Below are 16,303 nucleotides of genomic sequence, written 5' to 3'. Positions count from 1 at the left end.
AAACCTCAATTAGCACTTCAAAAATATTTATTGAAATTTAGGCGGGGTAGTTGGTTGCGATTGTTCGGCCTTACCTTGTTGCTCAAGACGATTTTTTTCTGCCTCAGAAATAATGTCAAAGTATACAAACACTTCTTTCACACCATTGGTATTGCTCGCAACCTTCTTGGCTAGATCCGCCTCGCTTTGAGTAAGAATCCCCATCAAATAAACATTGCTACCTTCTGCAACAATAGCCATGGAGTTAGACGGTAACTTTTCTGTAAAGATCATCTGAGTTTTGATCTTCGACTCTAAATAAGTATCGTTTGCACGTGCAGTGTAGGAGCTACTAGGGCCAATGATCAACTCATTAAACACTGAGCGCGCATTCTTCATGGCCTTTACATAAGCGCCTGCTTCCCCTTTCACATCAGCATCTTTTGCTTCACCCGTTAGCAAAACTTTCTGATTGAATGAAGTAACGTTGATGTGTGCGTTATCACCCAATCTTTTTGATAGCGCAGCGTTTGCTTCCATCTCAATGCCATGGTCAATTGCTTGAACGCCAGGGGTACGACGATCAGCCATCACACTTGCACCAGCAGCCACACCACCCACCGCCAATATTCCGCATGCGGTCAATTGAGATGCAAGAATAGCAGCGAAAACAACCTTACCGAAAGTTTGGATTTGCATTTACTTATCTTTATTGAAAAATTAATCGAGCAAGACGTGATCAACGCCATCACATAAACCGTGAAGTAAGACCAAGTGTGTTTCCTGAATGCGCGCAGTGCGATTCGATGGTGCGCACAAGTGAATATCGTCTTTGTCTAATAAACCAGCAATTTTTCCGCCGCCATTTCCGGTAAGCGCAATAATTTTGATACCCAATTTTTTTGCAGCTTCAATTGCCTTGATAACGTTTTTGGAATTTCCTGAGGTTGATATGCCCAAAAGGATATCGGCTTTTTTACCAAGGCCTCGCACCTGCTTACTAAAAACTTCGTCGTAACTGTAGTCGTTACCAACAGCGGTGAGGATCGATGAGTCTGTAGTTAAGGCAATTGCTGCTAGCTCCTGGCGCTCTCTTTCAAATCTACCAATAAGCTCTGCTGCAAAGTGCTGTGCATCAGCAGCCGACCCACCGTTACCGCATGCCATAACCTTACCGCCGGCCCGCAAGCAATCGACCATCGCCAATACACCATGTGCGACTGATTGGGGGAGAGTTTTTTCGGCTTCTTGCTTAACCGCAATACTGTCTAAAAAATGTTGGGATGCGCGCTTGCGCAAACGTTCGATAGTGTCTTTTTCCATAGCAATATTATGCGCCAAAGAAGAGCTAATTTGCCCTGCCCTACAAGGAGCTTAAACCAAAAGCAACGTATTCTCTTGCTTATTCATCAACCTTCAGCAGACAATAGCCCCATGGAACTAGGCTCATTTGATTTTCTAAAACAGCAAGATTTACCAGCTGGGGCCCTGTACATGGTTGCCACACCAATAGGGAATTTGGGCGATATCACGCTTCGAGCCCTATACATCCTCAATTTAGTCGACGGAATTGCTTGTGAAGACACTCGGCATAGCGCCGCATTACTCCAACAATTTGGCATTCACAAAAAATGTTTGGCCCTACATGCACATAATGAAATGGGTGGCGCGCAAACCGTCATTCAGCATCTTGGCAATAATGAACGCTGGGCCTATATTTCAGATGCAGGCACTCCGGGCGTTTCAGATCCCGGCGCACGTTTGGTTGATGAGGTACAAAAAGCCGGCTTTAAAGTGATACCCATCCCGGGCGCTAGTTCTGTTGCTTGCGCAATTTCTGCTGCTGGTTCGGTCATGCTGAACTCAGAAGGGCGGTTTCAATTTTTAGGCTTTTGGCCACATAGAACCAAAGAGCGTGAAATGCTCTTACAAGATATTTGCACCAGCAAAAAAACAAGCATCTTTTTTGAATCACCACATCAAATTCGGGAAACTCTTTTAACGCTTGCAAAACATTTAGAACCAACACACCGTATATTAGTTTGTCGTGAATTAACCAAAAAATTCGAGCAATTGATTTCATTAGAGGCAGGCGAGATAGCTCAATGGCTTGAGAATACTGAAAGCTTAAAAGGCGAATTTGTTGTGCTATTAGCAGGCCGCCAAGACAGTGGGGACGAAGCTCCAGAGCACAGCTCGTTACTGCGCTGGGCTAATGCCTTGAGCCCACATCTAGGCAGCAAAGAAATTGCTGCTGTCCTTTCTCAGGCGCTGGGACTCAGCAAAAAAGACGCCTATCAAATTGCTTTGGATGCAAAAGCAGTTGGCGAGAACAAATAAAAAAGCTGGCATATAGCCAGCTTTTTTCAAATGACTTAATCCTTACTTAGCTGCAGGCGCCTTAGGCTCTGGCAATTTGCCACCAGATCCATTAGCAATATAGACAACTGCTCGGCCTAATTCGTAATCACTGATATCTGCTGGGTTTGAACCACCACGAGCTGGCATCGCATTTTTGCCTTTGAGGACCGATGTCAGCAAAGCTTCATAGCCCTTAGCAATACGCGGAGCCCAGGCAGCAGTATCACCAAATTTGGGGGCACCAGCTGCACCAGTTGCATGACATGCGGCACATACTGCCTTATAAACTTGTTCGCCAGATTGAGGCTCGACTGAACCTGCGCTTGCACCCTGGAAATTTAATTGAGCCACTGGCTTGATTAATTGCTCGGTTGTGGCAGATGAGTCGCCGCGCTTGCCGTTGTTAACAAACACCATCAACAACAAAATAATGATCAAGGGCACAAAAAAGCTTGCAAACACCATGATGATGAGTTGTTTTGGTGACTTAATTAGATTTCCGTGCTCGTTGCTCATAAGAATTTATCGTTTGACGGTTTAGGGTTTATTTGCCCAGATTATAACTAGAGAGAAGGGGTTTAGGCACTTACAATAGTAGGGCGATCAGATTTTTCGCTGGCGCCCGTAGCTCAGTGGATATGAGTATTGGCCTCCGAAGCCAAGGGTCGCAGGTTCGATTCCTGCCGGGCGCGCCAAAATAGAGGGGATTTTTGATATACATCATGCGAAAAATCGCAAAAACCGCTATCATTCGCATCTAACTTATTGATTCTTATCGTGTCGACACATCTAAATTCAGCCCTTTCTGAGCCGTCCCTGACCAATCCCCTGCCTCCTGAGGCGCCACTGCCGCATCGCAAAATTATTCGGAGCTGGCTCATTCCAATGGCCCAAGGTGAAACTGGGCGAGCAATTATGTTGCTCTTCATTGATGCTGCTCTTTGGATTGGATGCATTGCAGGTACCGTTTTTGTTGAAAACATTTTCCTCAAAGTGATTTTTGGTTTAGTTGCTGGTTTTGTCACAGGTCGTATTTTCATCTTGGGTCACGACGCCTGTCACCAGAGCTTCACGCCCAATCGCGAACTCAATAAAGTTTTAGGTCGCATCGCGTTTCTTCCATCGCTCACTCCTTATAGCTTGTGGGATGTTGGACACAACGTCGTGCATCACGGTCAAACAAATTTAAAGAGCTTTGACTTTGTTTGGGCGCCTTTATCAAAATCAGAATACGACGCGCTACCCCGATGGCGTAAGGCTCTAGAGCGTTTATATCGTAGCGGCTGGGGTCCTGTCTTCTACTACCTTATCGAAATTTGGTGGAGACGCGAGTACTTCCCGAACGCTAAAAATAAACCAGGCGATCGCCCAATCTTCTTAAAAGATAATTTACTGGTTACTGCATTTGCAATGATCTGGGTCAGCTGTTTAATCGCTGGCGCAATTGCCACTGGACAGTCTATTTGGGTTGGTTTGCTTGCCGGTTTTGCCGTCCCATTCTTATTCTGGAATGGAATGATTGGTTTTGTGGTCTACGTTCATCACACCCATCCTTCTGTTTCTTGGTATGACAAAAAATCAGAGTGGTTACGCGCACAACCTTTCGTGTCTACAACCGTTCATCTCACATTTAGCTGGATCTGGGGCTCATTAATGCACCACATCATGGAGCACACTGCCCATCACGTCGACATGAGCGTACCCCTATATCGCCTCCCAGAGGCTCAAAAAACCCTTGAAACCATCCTTCCAGAGCGTATTTTTATTCAGAAGTTCTCTTGGGCCTGGTATTTCGACACAGCTCGTAAATGTAAGCTTTATGACTTTGAAAACAAGGCTTGGTTGGATTTTGATGGCAACAAAACGGCTGATTCCGTCAGAGTTGTCTTAACCCCAGTGCCAGCAGGACAAAACGGGTAAAATAGACATCTCTACAAAGATTTGCCTTACCCGGATTGCCCATGACTACCTCGACTCCCGCCGCCACCCAAGATTCTTCTCAGAGCCTAAAATTTTGCTCTTCTTGCAGTCGCGAAAAACGCCTTGAAGGCGGCACATGGATTCCAACTAGCAATCGCAAGCAACGCTGGATCTGCGCTAACTGTTTGTACAACCGCACACACCGTACCGGCTCAGCAAAAACCTAAAATTCCCTGTCAGCATACATTGCGGCCCAGTCTCCAAGATGTCTTAAGCGCCGTCCCCAACATATGGATTTGACTTGCGCTCTTTGCCAAAAGTAGACATCGGTCCATGTCCTGGTACGAATTGCACATCATCACCAAGTGGCCAAAGCTTTGTCCTAATTGCATGAATTAAATCTGCACGATTGCCGCGCGGAAAATCGGTTCTACCGATTGAGCCCGCGAACAAGACATCACCCACGATTGCTAAGCGATCTTCCTTGCCGAAGAACACCACATGCCCTGGAGTGTGGCCTGGACAGTGAAAGACTTCCAGATCTACACTACCTACTTGCACATGATCGCCATCATTCAGCCAGCGATTCGGTTCGAAGGCTTTGGCATGTCCAAACCCAAACCGTACTGTCTGCTCTGGCAATTGATCAATCCAAAACCGCTCATCTTCTTGTGGGCCCTCAATCGGAACGCCCAATTGCTCTGCCAAATCTTTCGCTGCCGCACAATGATCTAAATGCCCGTGAGTTAATAAAATCTTTTTTACATTTCCGCCCAGTTGCACCACGCCATCCAAGATCTTTTCAATATCGCCACCAGGATCAACCACTGCAGCGTCTCCAGTTTCCTGACAAACCAAAATCGAGCAGTTTTGCTCAAAGGGAGTAACGGGCACGATTCCTAATTTGATTGGCATAGATAAATTCACTGGACTAGATAAAAGAGCGTTTTGATAGAAGACTTAACAGAGTAACTGAGCATAAAATATTCTCAAAGGATAAAACAATGAATAGCCAAGATACATTTAAATTTGCACCGACCCATGAATGGGCAGATCTCGGAAGCAACGGTTTGGTCTGGGTTGGGATTAGCAACCATGCCCAAGAGGCCCTAGGTGATGTGATGTTCTTTCAGGCGCCCAAACTTGGTCAACAAGTAAAGCAGGGTGAAGCAATTGCGGTGATTGAATCCGTTAAAGCGGCTAGTGATATTCATTCTCCTGTGAGTGGTGAAATTGTTGCACTAAATGCTGATATGGATGCCGCGCCAGAACGCGTGAATGAAAAGCCTTATGAGGTTTGGCTGTTCAAAATTAAACCTACTTCTGATAGTAGTCTTGCTACAGAATTAGAACAACTTATGAATCTAGAGCAATACGAAACTGGACTAGGGGCTTAAAATTAAATTGAAATCGGATCACGTTCAATTAACCAACGAATGCGTTCTTGCTTGCTAATTCGGCCTTGAGAATTTGCCCGCAACTCTCGATCAATTGTCTCGAGCGCATCCTGCAATTGCCTCCGATCGTCAGACTCAATTACCAACTGCGCTCTCTCAATATTAGCAACGCGCATCATGCTTTTAGGAACGGGATCATAGACCCTAAGCCCTGATGTTATGAGACCCAGGGCCTTTATTCGCTCCTTTAGGCTACTTAAAAATCTAAGCGCTTGATTCAAGCTTTTTGCTTCAGCATGAATCAAGGCTTGATAAGAAAATGGCGGCAACTTGGCCTCTTCTCGTTCACTGGCCATCTGCGCTAAAAATCCATCAACATCATGTATGAGTAAATACTGAAAGACGGGTGCCTCTGGAAATTGTGTCTCTAGGTAGACATCCCCAACGAGCTCGCCATCTTTGCTTGACCTGCCAGCTCGACCAGCAACCTGCACAAGCTGCGCAAATAATCTCTCAGCCGCACGAAAGTCTTGCGAGAACAAACGGCTATCTGCATCTACAACTGCCACCAAGCCAATGTTTTGATAATCGTGCCCCTTGGCAATCATCTGCGTACCAACAACGATATCTACTTTGCCTTCATGAATTTCCTGAAAGAGCTCTTCTGCGCCCTTACTCTTACGACTTGAATCTGTATCTATGCGCAATACTTGTGCACCTGGCCAAGCATTATCCACCTCATCTTCTAATTTCTGAGTACCGTGTCCCAGCGCTTTTAAATCCACATTGCCACAATCAGGGCAGTGGCTGGGTACGGGCTTAACCAAACCGCAATGATGGCAGCTCAGCACAGCTTTCCGACCCAATGCGCCGGCTTTATGCATCACTGTGTAAGAACTGCATTGATTGCATTTAGATAACCAAGAGCATGCATTGCAGCTAAGCACTGGTGCATAACCTCTGCGATTAATCATAACAAGGCTTTGTTTTTTGTTCAGCAAATTTTTCGCAATTGCGCTTACTAGCGGCTTGCTAAAGGCAATTTTTGATTTGGGCTTATCGGGATCCCCAGGGCTAAATTGAGTTTGCGGATCGCGTGTATTGATGAGATAAACCTTTGGCAGTCCAGCGCCTTGTGCGCGCTGATCTAAGCGCAAGTACTCATAGCGACCTGCCTTTGCAGCCATCCAAGTCTCTAGAGACGGCGTAGCTGACGATAGCAGTATCGGAATCTTCAAATCATGCGCACGCCAAACTGCTAAATCTCGTGCTGAATAACGTATGCCATCTTGCTGTTTGTAAGAAGGGTCGTGCTCCTCATCTACTACGATTGCTCGTAAATTCGGCAAGGGGGTTAATGCCGCAAGCCTGGTTCCCAAGACAATCTGTGCATCACCTATAAATGCTTCATACCAAGCTAGACCACGTTTACCTTCGCTTATTCCGCTGTGCAGCACAACCATTTTTTTATCTGGAAAGTAGGCGCGCACTCTTCGCTCTAGTTGAGGTGTTAAATTAATTTCAGGCACCAAAATTAATGCTTGTGCTTTTTTGTCGTCTAAAATATTTTTTAGCCAATTTAAGAAGACTGCGGTTTTTCCGCTGCCAGTTTGTCCCTGAAGCAGCGTTGCACTAAAACCATTTTCAGATTTAAGTTGCCTTAATTTATATAAAGCAGCCTCTTGTGCACTGTTCATTTGACTCTCTGCAATATATCCCTCAGCTACATCAACTTTTTCTTTCCTTTGTTTTTTTTCTTTTGCTGCATTAACTTTTTTGGGAATTTTTTCCCATTCCGACGGCTTTTTCCACATCTGTGGAATTGCTGGAATGATGGTTTCACCAAGCCCATGTATGTAGTATTGGCTCGCGAAATTCATCAGCCGCAAACTTGCAGGATCCAGAGGGGGTAGTGGTGCTATTTGAGATACGGATTTTAATTTCCTCGCATCAAATTCGGAGTGATTGCTTACTTTTATAATCATTCCCACCACGGATGTGCCGGCAAATGGCACTTCTACAAGCTGGCCAAGCTTTGGCTCAATCCCAAGTTTTTCTTGATCCCATAAATAGTCAAAACCCTGGGTCAAGGGCTTATCTACTACTACTTGAACCACAATGGGTAAGGGCATTTTTACTTCGTTTTTTGATTTTACTTGTGGATAAGTCTGTGGATATCATCCATGAACTCTGATTTATAGGCTAATTTACCAGCTAACAGCTTTTATTTAAATTTTTATGAAAATTGGCAATTTTATTTATAAATCAATTACTTGTAGTACTTTCCGTAAGTTATAGTTCATGTTTAATCGCAATCTTGCTGTATTTTCATCAACGGCCAAAACTGTGCATAACTTTTACCCCAAACTGTCTGTGAAAGTTAGTAATTACTTAGCATTACCGCTTTGATCTAAGAGCACGGGAGTATTTAGTCACCGCCTCTGCTAGAGCGGACACACTTTGGGGAGGGGTGAATTGAGAAATTCCATGGCCCAAATTGAAAATATGGCCATCTAAGGCATGCAGTCCTGGCTTTAGCCCAGGCGCGCTTGCCAGGTCATCTAACAAAGACTTTGCTTGTGTTGCAATTTGCTCGGGCTCTGAGAACAATATCAGTGGATCTAAATTGCCCTGCAATGCTAATGGCTTTCCTAAAGCAAGTAGCTGTTTACGAGCACGACTTAGTGAGATCGTCCAATCAATCGCAATTACATCAGCGCCTGCTTGAGCCATATCATCCATCCAAACAGCTCCGCCTTTAGTAAACATGATGATTGGGATTCTGTTGCCCTCATACTCACGGGGAAGCAACTCGATAACTTTTTGCATCGACGCCAAAGACATCTTTTGATACCAACCATCAGGCAACATTCCGCCCCAGGTATCGAAAATCATCAGCGCTTGCGCACCTGCTTTTAGTTGTTCAATCAAGTAAGCAGCAACCGACTTTGCATTGACATCCAAAATATGCTGCATGAGATCTGGACGACTAAACATCATAGTTTTAGCATGACGAAAATCATCGGTGCTTGATCCATCAACCATGTAGCAGGCCAAGGTCCAAGGGCTTCCAGTAAAGCCAATGAGGGGCACGCGCTGCTTGCCGTCTTGTATCAGCGCTTTACGAATTTCTGATACAGCGTCAAAAACATATTTGAGCTGATCCATATCTGCAATGCGAAGTTTTTTTACGGCCTCTTCGGTGCGAAGCGGATGATCAAAACTAGGGCCTTCGCCCGCAGTAAATTTCAATCCCAGACCCATTGCATCTGGAACCGTCAAAATATCGGAGAACAAAATGGCCGCATCCAATGGATAGCGATCCAAAGGCTGAAGCGTAACTTCTGTAGCGTATCGAGGATTTTTGGCGAGACCCAAAAAGCTTCCCGCTTTTGCTTGGGTTGCATTGTATTCGGGCAGATATCTGCCGGCTTGGCGCATGAGCCAAAGCGGTGTTTGATCTACCGCTTCGCCCAGGCAGGCCTTTAAAAACCGATCATTTAACAACAAAGAGGTGACCGGTTTTTATTTTTTGCGACGGAAACGTGCAATAGCAGCAAGCTGTGCAGCAGCCATTGCAAACTCGGATTGGGCTAGTGCCAAATCAAAGTCAGTACCACGATTTTGCATGGCTTCTTCGGCGCGCTTTTTAGCTTCTATCGCCTTGGCTTCATCCAGATCATGGCCACGAATTGCAGTGTCTGCCAATACGGTGACATGATCAGGCTGAACCTCTAAATAGCCGCCCGCCACGAATACAAACTCTTCATCACCATCGGATTTTTCAATCCGGACCGAACCTGGACGAATGCGCGTAATCAATGGTACGTGGCCGGGCAAGATACCGAGCTCACCACTCTCACCAGGAAGCGCAACAAACTTTGCTTCACCGCTGAAAATGGAGCGCTCAGCGCTTACTACGTCGACATGGATGCTTGACATAATTTCCCTAGATGAATTCGATTAAAGCTTCTTAGCTTTCTCGATGGCTTCATCAATTGAACCCACCATATAGAACGCTTGCTCAGGCAAGTGATCTAATTCACCGCTGACGATCATCTTGAAGCCACGGATGGTTTCTTTCAGTGGAACGTATTTGCCTGGTGAACCAGTGAACACCTCAGCAACGTGGAATGGCTGGGACAAGAAACGTTGAATCTTACGAGCACGGGCAACTGCCAATTTGTCTTCTGGAGACAATTCGTCCATACCCAAAATTGCAATAATGTCGCGCAACTCTTTGTAGCGCTGCAATGTCATCTGTACTGCACGAGCTACTTCATAGTGCTCTTGACCAACAACTTGTGGGTCAAGCTGACGGCTGGTTGAATCCAATGGATCAACCGCTGGATAAATACCCAATGCAGCAATATCACGTGACAACACAACGGTGGAGTCTAAGTGCAAGAAGGTAGTAGCTGGTGATGGATCGGTCAAGTCATCCGCAGGAACGTAAACGGCCTGAATAGAGGTAACTGAACCAGTCTTAGTAGAGGTAATACGCTCTTGCAATTTACCCATCTCTTCAGCCAAAGTAGGCTGATAACCCACAGCAGAAGGCATACGACCGAGCAATGCAGAAACTTCGGTACCAGCCAATGTGTAACGGTAGATGTTGTCAACGAAGAACAAAATGTCACGACCTTCGTCACGGAACGCTTCAGCCATAGTCAAACCAGTCAACGCAACGCGCAAACGGTTACCAGGAGGCTCGTTCATCTGTCCAAACACCATCGCTACTTTGTCGATAACGTTAGATTCTTTCATCTCGTGGTAGAAGTCGTTACCTTCACGAGTACGCTCACCAACACCGGCGAACACAGACAAACCTGAGTGTTGCTTAGCAATGTTGTTAATCAATTCCATCATGTTCACGGTCTTACCAACACCAGCACCGCCGAACAAACCAACTTTACCGCCCTTAGCGAACGGACAAACCAAGTCAATAACCTTAATGCCGGTTTCTAACAAATCAACAGAAGGAGAAAGCTCATCAAACTTTGGAGCCGGCTGGTGAATCGCGCGACGCTCTTCAGTAGCAATTGGTCCTGCGTCGTCAATTGGGCGACCCAATACATCCATAATGCGGCCCAAGGTTGCTGGACCCACTGGAACAGAAATTGGCTGGCCAGTGGATGTTACCTCCATGCCACGACGCAAACCATCGCTTGCGCCCATGGCAATTGCGCGAACTACGCCATCACCAATTTGTTGCTGAACTTCAAAGGTCAAACCTTTTTCAGCAAATGATTTTTCGCCGCTTTCGACTAATGTCAACGCATCATAAATGTTTGGCATTTTGTCGCGTGGGAACTGAATGTCCACCACTGGACCGATACATTGCACGATATTTCCGTTACTCATCGCTTTCTCCGCTTTTAATTCCGTAAATTCTTTCGTATTCCTAAATGCTGACCGCTTAAACCGCAGCCGCCCCACCAACAATTTCTGACAACTCTTTGGTAATAGCAGCTTGTCGAGTTTTGTTGTAATCCAATTGCAATTCGCCGATCACATTCTTCGCGTTATCTGAAGCGGCCTTCATTGAGACCATTCGTGCAGATTGCTCAGATGCCATATTTTCAGCAACAGCTTGATAAATCATTGCTTCGACATAACGCTTTAATAAGCCATTCAAAATGGACTCAGCGTCTGGCTCATAAATATAGTCCCAAGATGGGCCAGATTTGTCTTTTGGAGTTAAAGCCGCAGGCTCCAAAGGCAAAAGCTTTTCCAAAACAGGCTCTTGTTTCATTGCATTTACAAAGCGGGTGTATGCCAAATAAACCGCATCAATCTCTCCTCTTTCAAACGCTTCCAATTGAGCAGTAATTGCGCCAATCAAAACATCCAAATGAGGGGTATCGCCAATTTGAATTGTTTGAGAAATGAGTTTTGCTTTTGAGCGATTCAAAAATTGCAGGCCTTTTGAACCAATTGCGGTGTACTCAATATCAACATTCTTTTCTTGCAAGTCGCGCACTTGGTTAGCAATCAAACGTAATACGTTGGTATTTAAACCGCCGCATAAACCTTTGTCTGTAGTAACCAAGATTGTGCCAACTTTCTTTACTTCACGAGTAGCCATGTAAGCAGGGCGGTACTCAGGATTTGCTTTAGAAAGATTGGCAACAATTTCACGAATTTTTTCAGCATATGGACGCGCATTACGCATGCGCTCCTGGGCGCGACGCATCTTGGATGCGGCGACCATCTCCATTGCCTTCGTGATCTTGCGCGTGTTTTGCACGCTCTTGATCTTTGATCGTATCTCTTTTGTGCCGGCCATGATCTCTATGCGTCCTTAGAAGGCTGCTGAACGCTTGTAGTCCTCAATCGCAGCACGCAAAGCGGCTTCGTCTTCTTTGCTCAAATCTTTAGTTTCTTCAATCCGTGCAACTAAGTCTGCATATTTAGATTTCAAATGATCTTGCAAGCCTTTTTCGAATGCCAATACATTCTTCACTTCGAGGTCATCAAAGAAGCCATTGTTAACGGCATACAAAGATGCCGCTATTTCCCAAACTTGGAGAGGCTTATATTGAGCTTGCTTACACAATTCAGTGACACGGCGACCACGCTCGAGCTGCTTACGGGTTGCTTCGTCAAGATCAGATGCAAACTGAGCAAACGCTGCCAATTCACGATACTGTGCCAAGTCGGTACGAATACCGCCAGACAGTTTCTTAATAACTTTGGTTTGTGCGGCGCCACCAACACGGGAAACAGAAATACCGGCGTTAATCGCAGGACGTACACCAGCGTTGAACAAGTCAGTTTCCAAGAAGATCTGACCGTCAGTAATCGAAATCACGTTGGTTGGAACGAATGCAGACACGTCACCAGCTTGAGTTTCAATAATTGGCAATGCTGTCAAAGAACCAATCTTACCTTTTACTGCGCCATTCGTGAACTTCTCAACATAATCAGCATTTACACGAGCAGCGCGCTCGAGCAAGCGTGAGTGGAGGTAGAACACGTCGCCAGGATATGCTTCGCGGCCTGGTGGGCGGCGGAGCAACAAGGAGATTTGACGATAAGCAACCGCTTGCTTAGTCAAGTCATCGTAAACAATCAAAGCGTCTTCGCCGCGATCGCGGAAGTATTCACCCATGGTGCAACCTGCATATGCCGAGAGGTACTGCATTGCTGCAGACTCGGAAGCACTCGCTGCAACAACAACGGTGTACTCCATCGCGCCCAATTCAGTGAGCTTGCGAACAACGTTAGCAATAGTAGAGGCCTTTTGACCGATCGCCACGTAAACGCAATAAACGCCTTTACCTTTTTGGTTAATGATCGCGTCAACCGCAACTGCTGTCTTACCAGTTTGGCGGTCACCAATGATCAACTCACGCTGACCACGGCCAATTGGAACCATTGCATCAATCGCTTTCAAACCAGTTTGAACTGGCTGACTAACAGATTGACGTGCGATAACACCAGGAGCAACCTTTTCAATAAAGTCAGTTAACTTAGTATTGATTGGGCCCTTGCCGTCGATTGGTTGGCCAAGTGCGTTTACAACGCGACCGAGCAACTCAGGACCAACTGGAACTTCCAAAATGCGGCCCGTACATTTCACTGGGTCGCCTTCTTTAATGTGGGTGTACTCACCCAACACCACAGCACCAACAGAATCACGCTCAAGGTTCAAAGCGAGGCCGATAGTGTTGTTAGGGAACTCCAACATTTCGCCCTGCATCACACCAGACAAACCATGTACGCGGCAAATACCGTCGGTCACTGAAATTACAGTGCCTTCGTTACGAACTTGGGAGTCAACGCCCAATTCGCTAATTCGGCTTTTGATCAGTTCGCTGATCTCGGAAGGGTTGAGTTGCATTACTTACTCCTGGGTCTTATTTCGTATGTTCTTAATAGGGATAACTTATGCGCCAAGACTTGCTTGCATTTGAGCTAACTGTGCCTTAACAGAACTATCCATCACTTCATCTCCGACTTGAATGCGGACACCGCCAATCAACTCTGGATCAACTTGAATAGTAGGGCGCAATTCTTTACCCCCAAAGCGCTTCTTCAAACTTGACAACAAATCATTTAGTGCAGAACCCTCTAAAGGGAATGCGCTGGTAATCAATACTTCTGCTGCACCTTCGCTCTGGTTCTTCATTGCCTCAAATTGACGCGCAATTTCAGGAACAGCAGCCAAGCGGTGGTTTTGATTCACAAGATTTAAAAAGCTAGCAACCTTAGGATCTAACTTGGGTTTCACCATACCAGAAAGCAGCTTGCTCAAATCATCAGCAGATACCTTTGGGTTGTTTGACAATGCAGCAATTTCTGGCAAAGCTGCAAGCTGCGCCAATTCACTTAATTGCTCTAAACAACCTGCAAGCTCAGCCGGCTTAGCGCTTTGAAAAAGCGCTTCAGCATAAGGACGTGCAATGGTGGCTAAATCAGCCATATCAAAGTTCTGCCTTTAGTTGGTCAAGTAATTGGCCATGAGCTTTTGCATCTACTTCACGACGCAAAATTTGCTCGGCACCTTTAACTGCAAGAAGAGCAACTTCTGCACGCAACACTTCACGTGCACGTGTAACTTGTTGATCAGCATCTTGCTTCGCTTGAGAAATGATTCGAGCGGCTTCAGCTTGTGCGTTAGCGCGAATTTCTTCGGCCGACATTTGTGCACGTTTTTCTGCTTCAGCTACGCGTTGAACACCTTCTTGGCGAGCCTTATTTAATTCTTGCTCTGCTTCATTGCTTGCTAATGCGAGCGCTTCTTTGCCGCGCTCTGCAGCAGCCAAGCCATCAGCAATTTTGCTTGAACGCTCGTCCAACGCCTTAACAAGGGGTGGCCACACAAAGCGTGCAACAACCCACCATAAGACGAAGAAAACGATCATTTGCGCGAATAGGGTCGCGTTCAGATTCACGATATTCCTTTCAGTATTGTTGAGAACAGTTGGATGACCCGTTGGTCATCCACGCCAAAACAATTACTTAATAACTGCGAGCAGTGGGTTTGCGAAAGCAAACAACATTGCAACACCAACGCCGATCAAGAACGCAGCGTCGATCAAACCAGCCAAGAGGAACATCTTAGTTTGCAATGGCTCCATCAATTCTGGTTGACGTGCGCAAGCTTCGATGTACTTGCCACCCATCAATGCGATACCCAAGCAAGCACCGATCGCGCCGAGGCCGATGATGATACCGATACAGATCGCTGTGAAACCTTGAATGTTTGCGAGAAATTGTTGCATGTTGCTGACTCCTGAAGTTAAAAGAGGTAGGTTAAAAATAAAATCTTAGTGATGGCTATGCGCTTGCCCAATGTAAACCAAAGTCAACATCATAAAAATAAAGGCTTGCAACAAAATAACCAAAATGTGGAAGATGGCCCAAGCTGATCCAGCAATGACATGGCCCACCAAACCGAACACAGTTAAATCTAAATTAAAAGTCCATACGCTACCGAGCAGGGCAATCAACAAGAACACTAACTCACCGGCATACATATTTCCGAAGAGTCGCATTCCTAATGAAACGCCTTTAGCTAGATATTCAATAATGTTTAACGCAAGGTTAAATGGCGCCAAATACCATTTAGCACCAAAAGGAGCAGAAATAAGTTCGTGCAAGAATCCGCCAAAACCTTTTACTTTGAAGCTGTAAAAGAAAACCAAGATCAATACAGACAATGACATACCCATAGTGGCATTCAAGTCTGTTGTAGGAACTAATCTGTGATGAGGCACATGCACACCAAAACTCTCGATGAAATGGTTTACGCCTAAAACCCAATCTACTGGAATCAAATCAAGAGTATTGAGCAGGATGATCCAGAAGAAAACAAACAATGCGAGTGGTGCAATAAAAGTACGGTTGCCGTGAACAATGCTCTTGGCCTGCGTACCCACCATTTCTACAACCATCTCAACCAAGCACTGAAAACGACCTGGAACACCTGGGGTTGCACGACGGGCTGCAATGAGCAAAATAAATACTGCGATGAAGCCCATTAAAGAGGCCCAAAAAATAGTATCTAAATTAATAACGCTGAAATCAATGATGGATGCTTGATGCTCACCAGTGCTGGTGAGATTTTGTAAATGCTCAGAAATGTACGCGGTTGGCGTCATTTGCTCGGCTGCCTCATGGGCTTGGTGTACTTCGCTAGACATCTCTTAACTAGTCCTTTGTTTCAATCTCAATTGTCACTACTCAGCGCAACAACCAAGCCAGCCATACGCACTTCAAGGCAAGCAGATAAGTCACCAACAATGGGACCCAAAGCACGCCAGGGACGAGGTATGCAATCCCTACAAACAACATCAGCGTCGCGGCGATTTTTATAAATTCGCCAGAAACCAATGCCGCCAAAAAACTTCCTGGATTTAATCCTTGCGATTTTTTTGCCATCTCTAGCCTTGTTAAAAACAAGGCCGAAGGCAAGGCGCTAATCAAACCACCTAAAAAGGCCGACTGAGTATAAAGGCTTACCCCTACCGGCTCCCCAAAAAATGACCAAAACACCACACTGAGCGCTGTAACCAGCACTTGGGCCAATAATAATTTCCAAGGCGAGAGTTTCCAAGGCGAGAGTGTTCGGTACTTGTTTGCATTGCTTTGCTGCAATGCAACAATCTCTTCTTTGCTGTAAACCCGAAACACCTCCG

The 16,303-nt window shown here is 45.7% G+C and carries 19 protein-coding genes and 1 tRNA gene; 5 read left to right on the top strand and 15 right to left on the bottom strand.

Features of this window, described 5'->3' with window-relative positions; genetic code table 11:
- Positions 1 to 27 precede the first annotated feature (27 nt).
- Both DXE33_RS08045 and DXE33_RS08040 read right to left on the bottom strand, forming a co-directional pair.
- A complete protein-coding gene (locus tag DXE33_RS08045) occupies positions 28 to 678 on the bottom strand; it encodes a BON domain-containing protein (RefSeq protein WP_114639420.1) in 651 nt (216 codons plus the stop codon).
- Between the two features lie 21 nt (positions 679 to 699).
- The gene (locus DXE33_RS08040; protein ID WP_114639419.1) at positions 700 to 1,302 is read right to left on the bottom strand and encodes a phosphoheptose isomerase; all 603 of its coding nucleotides are present in this window, start codon (positions 1,300 to 1,302) and stop codon (positions 700 to 702) included.
- 111 nt (positions 1,303 to 1,413) lie between these two features.
- On the opposite strand from DXE33_RS08040, the gene rsmI reads away from it, so the two are divergent.
- Complete coding sequence (gene rsmI / locus DXE33_RS08035; RefSeq protein WP_114639775.1) at positions 1,414 to 2,319, top strand: 16S rRNA (cytidine(1402)-2'-O)-methyltransferase; 906 nt, start codon at positions 1,414 to 1,416, stop codon at positions 2,317 to 2,319.
- 42 nt (positions 2,320 to 2,361) lie between these two features.
- On the opposite strand, the gene DXE33_RS08030 is transcribed toward rsmI, so the two are convergent.
- Positions 2,362 to 2,856, bottom strand: coding sequence for a c-type cytochrome (locus DXE33_RS08030; RefSeq protein ID WP_114639418.1), 495 nt, complete (start codon positions 2,854 to 2,856; stop codon positions 2,362 to 2,364).
- A 102-nt stretch (positions 2,857 to 2,958) separates the two neighbouring features.
- Here DXE33_RS08030 and DXE33_RS08025 point away from each other — a divergent pair.
- The 3 genes from DXE33_RS08025 to DXE33_RS09640 all read left to right on the top strand — a co-directional run bounded on the left by DXE33_RS08025 (position 2,959) and on the right by DXE33_RS09640 (position 4,487).
- Positions 2,959 to 3,035 (top strand) — tRNA-Arg (locus DXE33_RS08025).
- 190 nt (positions 3,036 to 3,225) lie between these two features.
- Positions 3,226 to 4,260, top strand: a complete 1,035-nt coding sequence (locus DXE33_RS08020; protein WP_114639417.1) for a fatty acid desaturase — start codon at positions 3,226 to 3,228, stop codon at positions 4,258 to 4,260.
- A gap of 41 nt (positions 4,261 to 4,301) precedes the next feature.
- Entirely contained in the window at positions 4,302 to 4,487 is a 186-nt protein-coding gene (locus DXE33_RS09640) for a hypothetical protein (RefSeq protein ID WP_162785435.1), read from the top strand.
- A gap of 43 nt (positions 4,488 to 4,530) precedes the next feature.
- Here DXE33_RS09640 and DXE33_RS08015 read toward each other — a convergent pair whose 3' ends face one another.
- The gene (locus DXE33_RS08015; protein ID WP_408634186.1) at positions 4,531 to 5,175 is read right to left on the bottom strand and encodes an MBL fold metallo-hydrolase; all 645 of its coding nucleotides are present in this window, start codon (positions 5,173 to 5,175) and stop codon (positions 4,531 to 4,533) included.
- An 89-nt stretch (positions 5,176 to 5,264) separates the two neighbouring features.
- On the opposite strand from DXE33_RS08015, the gene gcvH reads away from it, so the two are divergent.
- Positions 5,265 to 5,657 (top strand): glycine cleavage system protein GcvH, encoded by a 393-nt coding sequence (gene gcvH, locus DXE33_RS08010; RefSeq protein ID WP_114639416.1) that lies wholly within the window; start codon positions 5,265 to 5,267, stop codon positions 5,655 to 5,657.
- Positions 5,658 to 5,659: 2 nt separating this feature from the next.
- Here the strand turns inward: gcvH and priA are convergent, their stop codons facing one another.
- The 11 genes from priA to DXE33_RS07955 form a co-directional block, all read right to left on the bottom strand.
- Positions 5,660 to 7,789, bottom strand: coding sequence for a replication restart helicase PriA (gene priA, locus DXE33_RS08005; RefSeq protein ID WP_114639415.1), 2,130 nt, complete (start codon positions 7,787 to 7,789; stop codon positions 5,660 to 5,662).
- A gap of 265 nt (positions 7,790 to 8,054) precedes the next feature.
- A complete protein-coding gene (gene hemE, locus DXE33_RS08000; protein ID WP_114639414.1) occupies positions 8,055 to 9,167 on the bottom strand; it encodes a uroporphyrinogen decarboxylase in 1,113 nt (370 codons plus the stop codon).
- A gap of 15 nt (positions 9,168 to 9,182) precedes the next feature.
- Entirely contained in the window at positions 9,183 to 9,599 is a 417-nt protein-coding gene (locus DXE33_RS07995) for a F0F1 ATP synthase subunit epsilon (protein ID WP_114639413.1), read from the bottom strand.
- Between the two features lie 21 nt (positions 9,600 to 9,620).
- A complete protein-coding gene (gene atpD, locus DXE33_RS07990; protein ID WP_114639412.1) occupies positions 9,621 to 11,021 on the bottom strand; it encodes a F0F1 ATP synthase subunit beta in 1,401 nt (466 codons plus the stop codon).
- A 55-nt stretch (positions 11,022 to 11,076) separates the two neighbouring features.
- Positions 11,077 to 11,946, bottom strand: coding sequence for a F0F1 ATP synthase subunit gamma (atpG, locus tag DXE33_RS07985; RefSeq protein WP_114639411.1), 870 nt, complete (start codon positions 11,944 to 11,946; stop codon positions 11,077 to 11,079).
- Positions 11,947 to 11,961: 15 nt separating this feature from the next.
- Positions 11,962 to 13,503: a F0F1 ATP synthase subunit alpha gene (atpA, locus tag DXE33_RS07980; RefSeq protein WP_114639410.1), complete on the bottom strand. Its 1,542-nt coding sequence runs from the start codon at positions 13,501 to 13,503 to the stop codon at positions 11,962 to 11,964.
- A gap of 45 nt (positions 13,504 to 13,548) precedes the next feature.
- Entirely contained in the window at positions 13,549 to 14,085 is a 537-nt protein-coding gene (locus tag DXE33_RS07975; protein ID WP_114639409.1) for a F0F1 ATP synthase subunit delta, read from the bottom strand.
- Position 14,086: 1 nt separating this feature from the next.
- Positions 14,087 to 14,557: a F0F1 ATP synthase subunit B gene (locus DXE33_RS07970; protein WP_114639408.1), complete on the bottom strand. Its 471-nt coding sequence runs from the start codon at positions 14,555 to 14,557 to the stop codon at positions 14,087 to 14,089.
- A gap of 63 nt (positions 14,558 to 14,620) precedes the next feature.
- On the bottom strand, positions 14,621 to 14,887 hold the full coding sequence (gene atpE / locus DXE33_RS07965) for a F0F1 ATP synthase subunit C (protein WP_114639407.1): 267 nt from the start codon (positions 14,885 to 14,887) through the stop codon (positions 14,621 to 14,623).
- Between the two features lie 45 nt (positions 14,888 to 14,932).
- A complete protein-coding gene (gene atpB, locus DXE33_RS07960; RefSeq protein ID WP_114639406.1) occupies positions 14,933 to 15,808 on the bottom strand; it encodes a F0F1 ATP synthase subunit A in 876 nt (291 codons plus the stop codon).
- Between the two features lie 40 nt (positions 15,809 to 15,848).
- Positions 15,849 to 16,298 carry an ATP synthase subunit I gene (locus tag DXE33_RS07955; RefSeq protein WP_197712016.1) on the bottom strand — a complete coding sequence of 150 codons (450 nt, stop codon included), beginning with the start codon at positions 16,296 to 16,298 and terminating at the stop codon, positions 15,849 to 15,851.
- Positions 16,299 to 16,303: the final 5 nt, after the last annotated feature.

It is taken from the genome of Polynucleobacter necessarius, assembly GCF_900096765.1.
Lineage (GTDB): Bacteria > Pseudomonadota > Gammaproteobacteria > Burkholderiales > Burkholderiaceae > Polynucleobacter > Polynucleobacter necessarius_F.
Note: the sequence above shows the minus strand (reverse complement) of the source record. Positions and strands in the feature narration are given on the sequence as shown.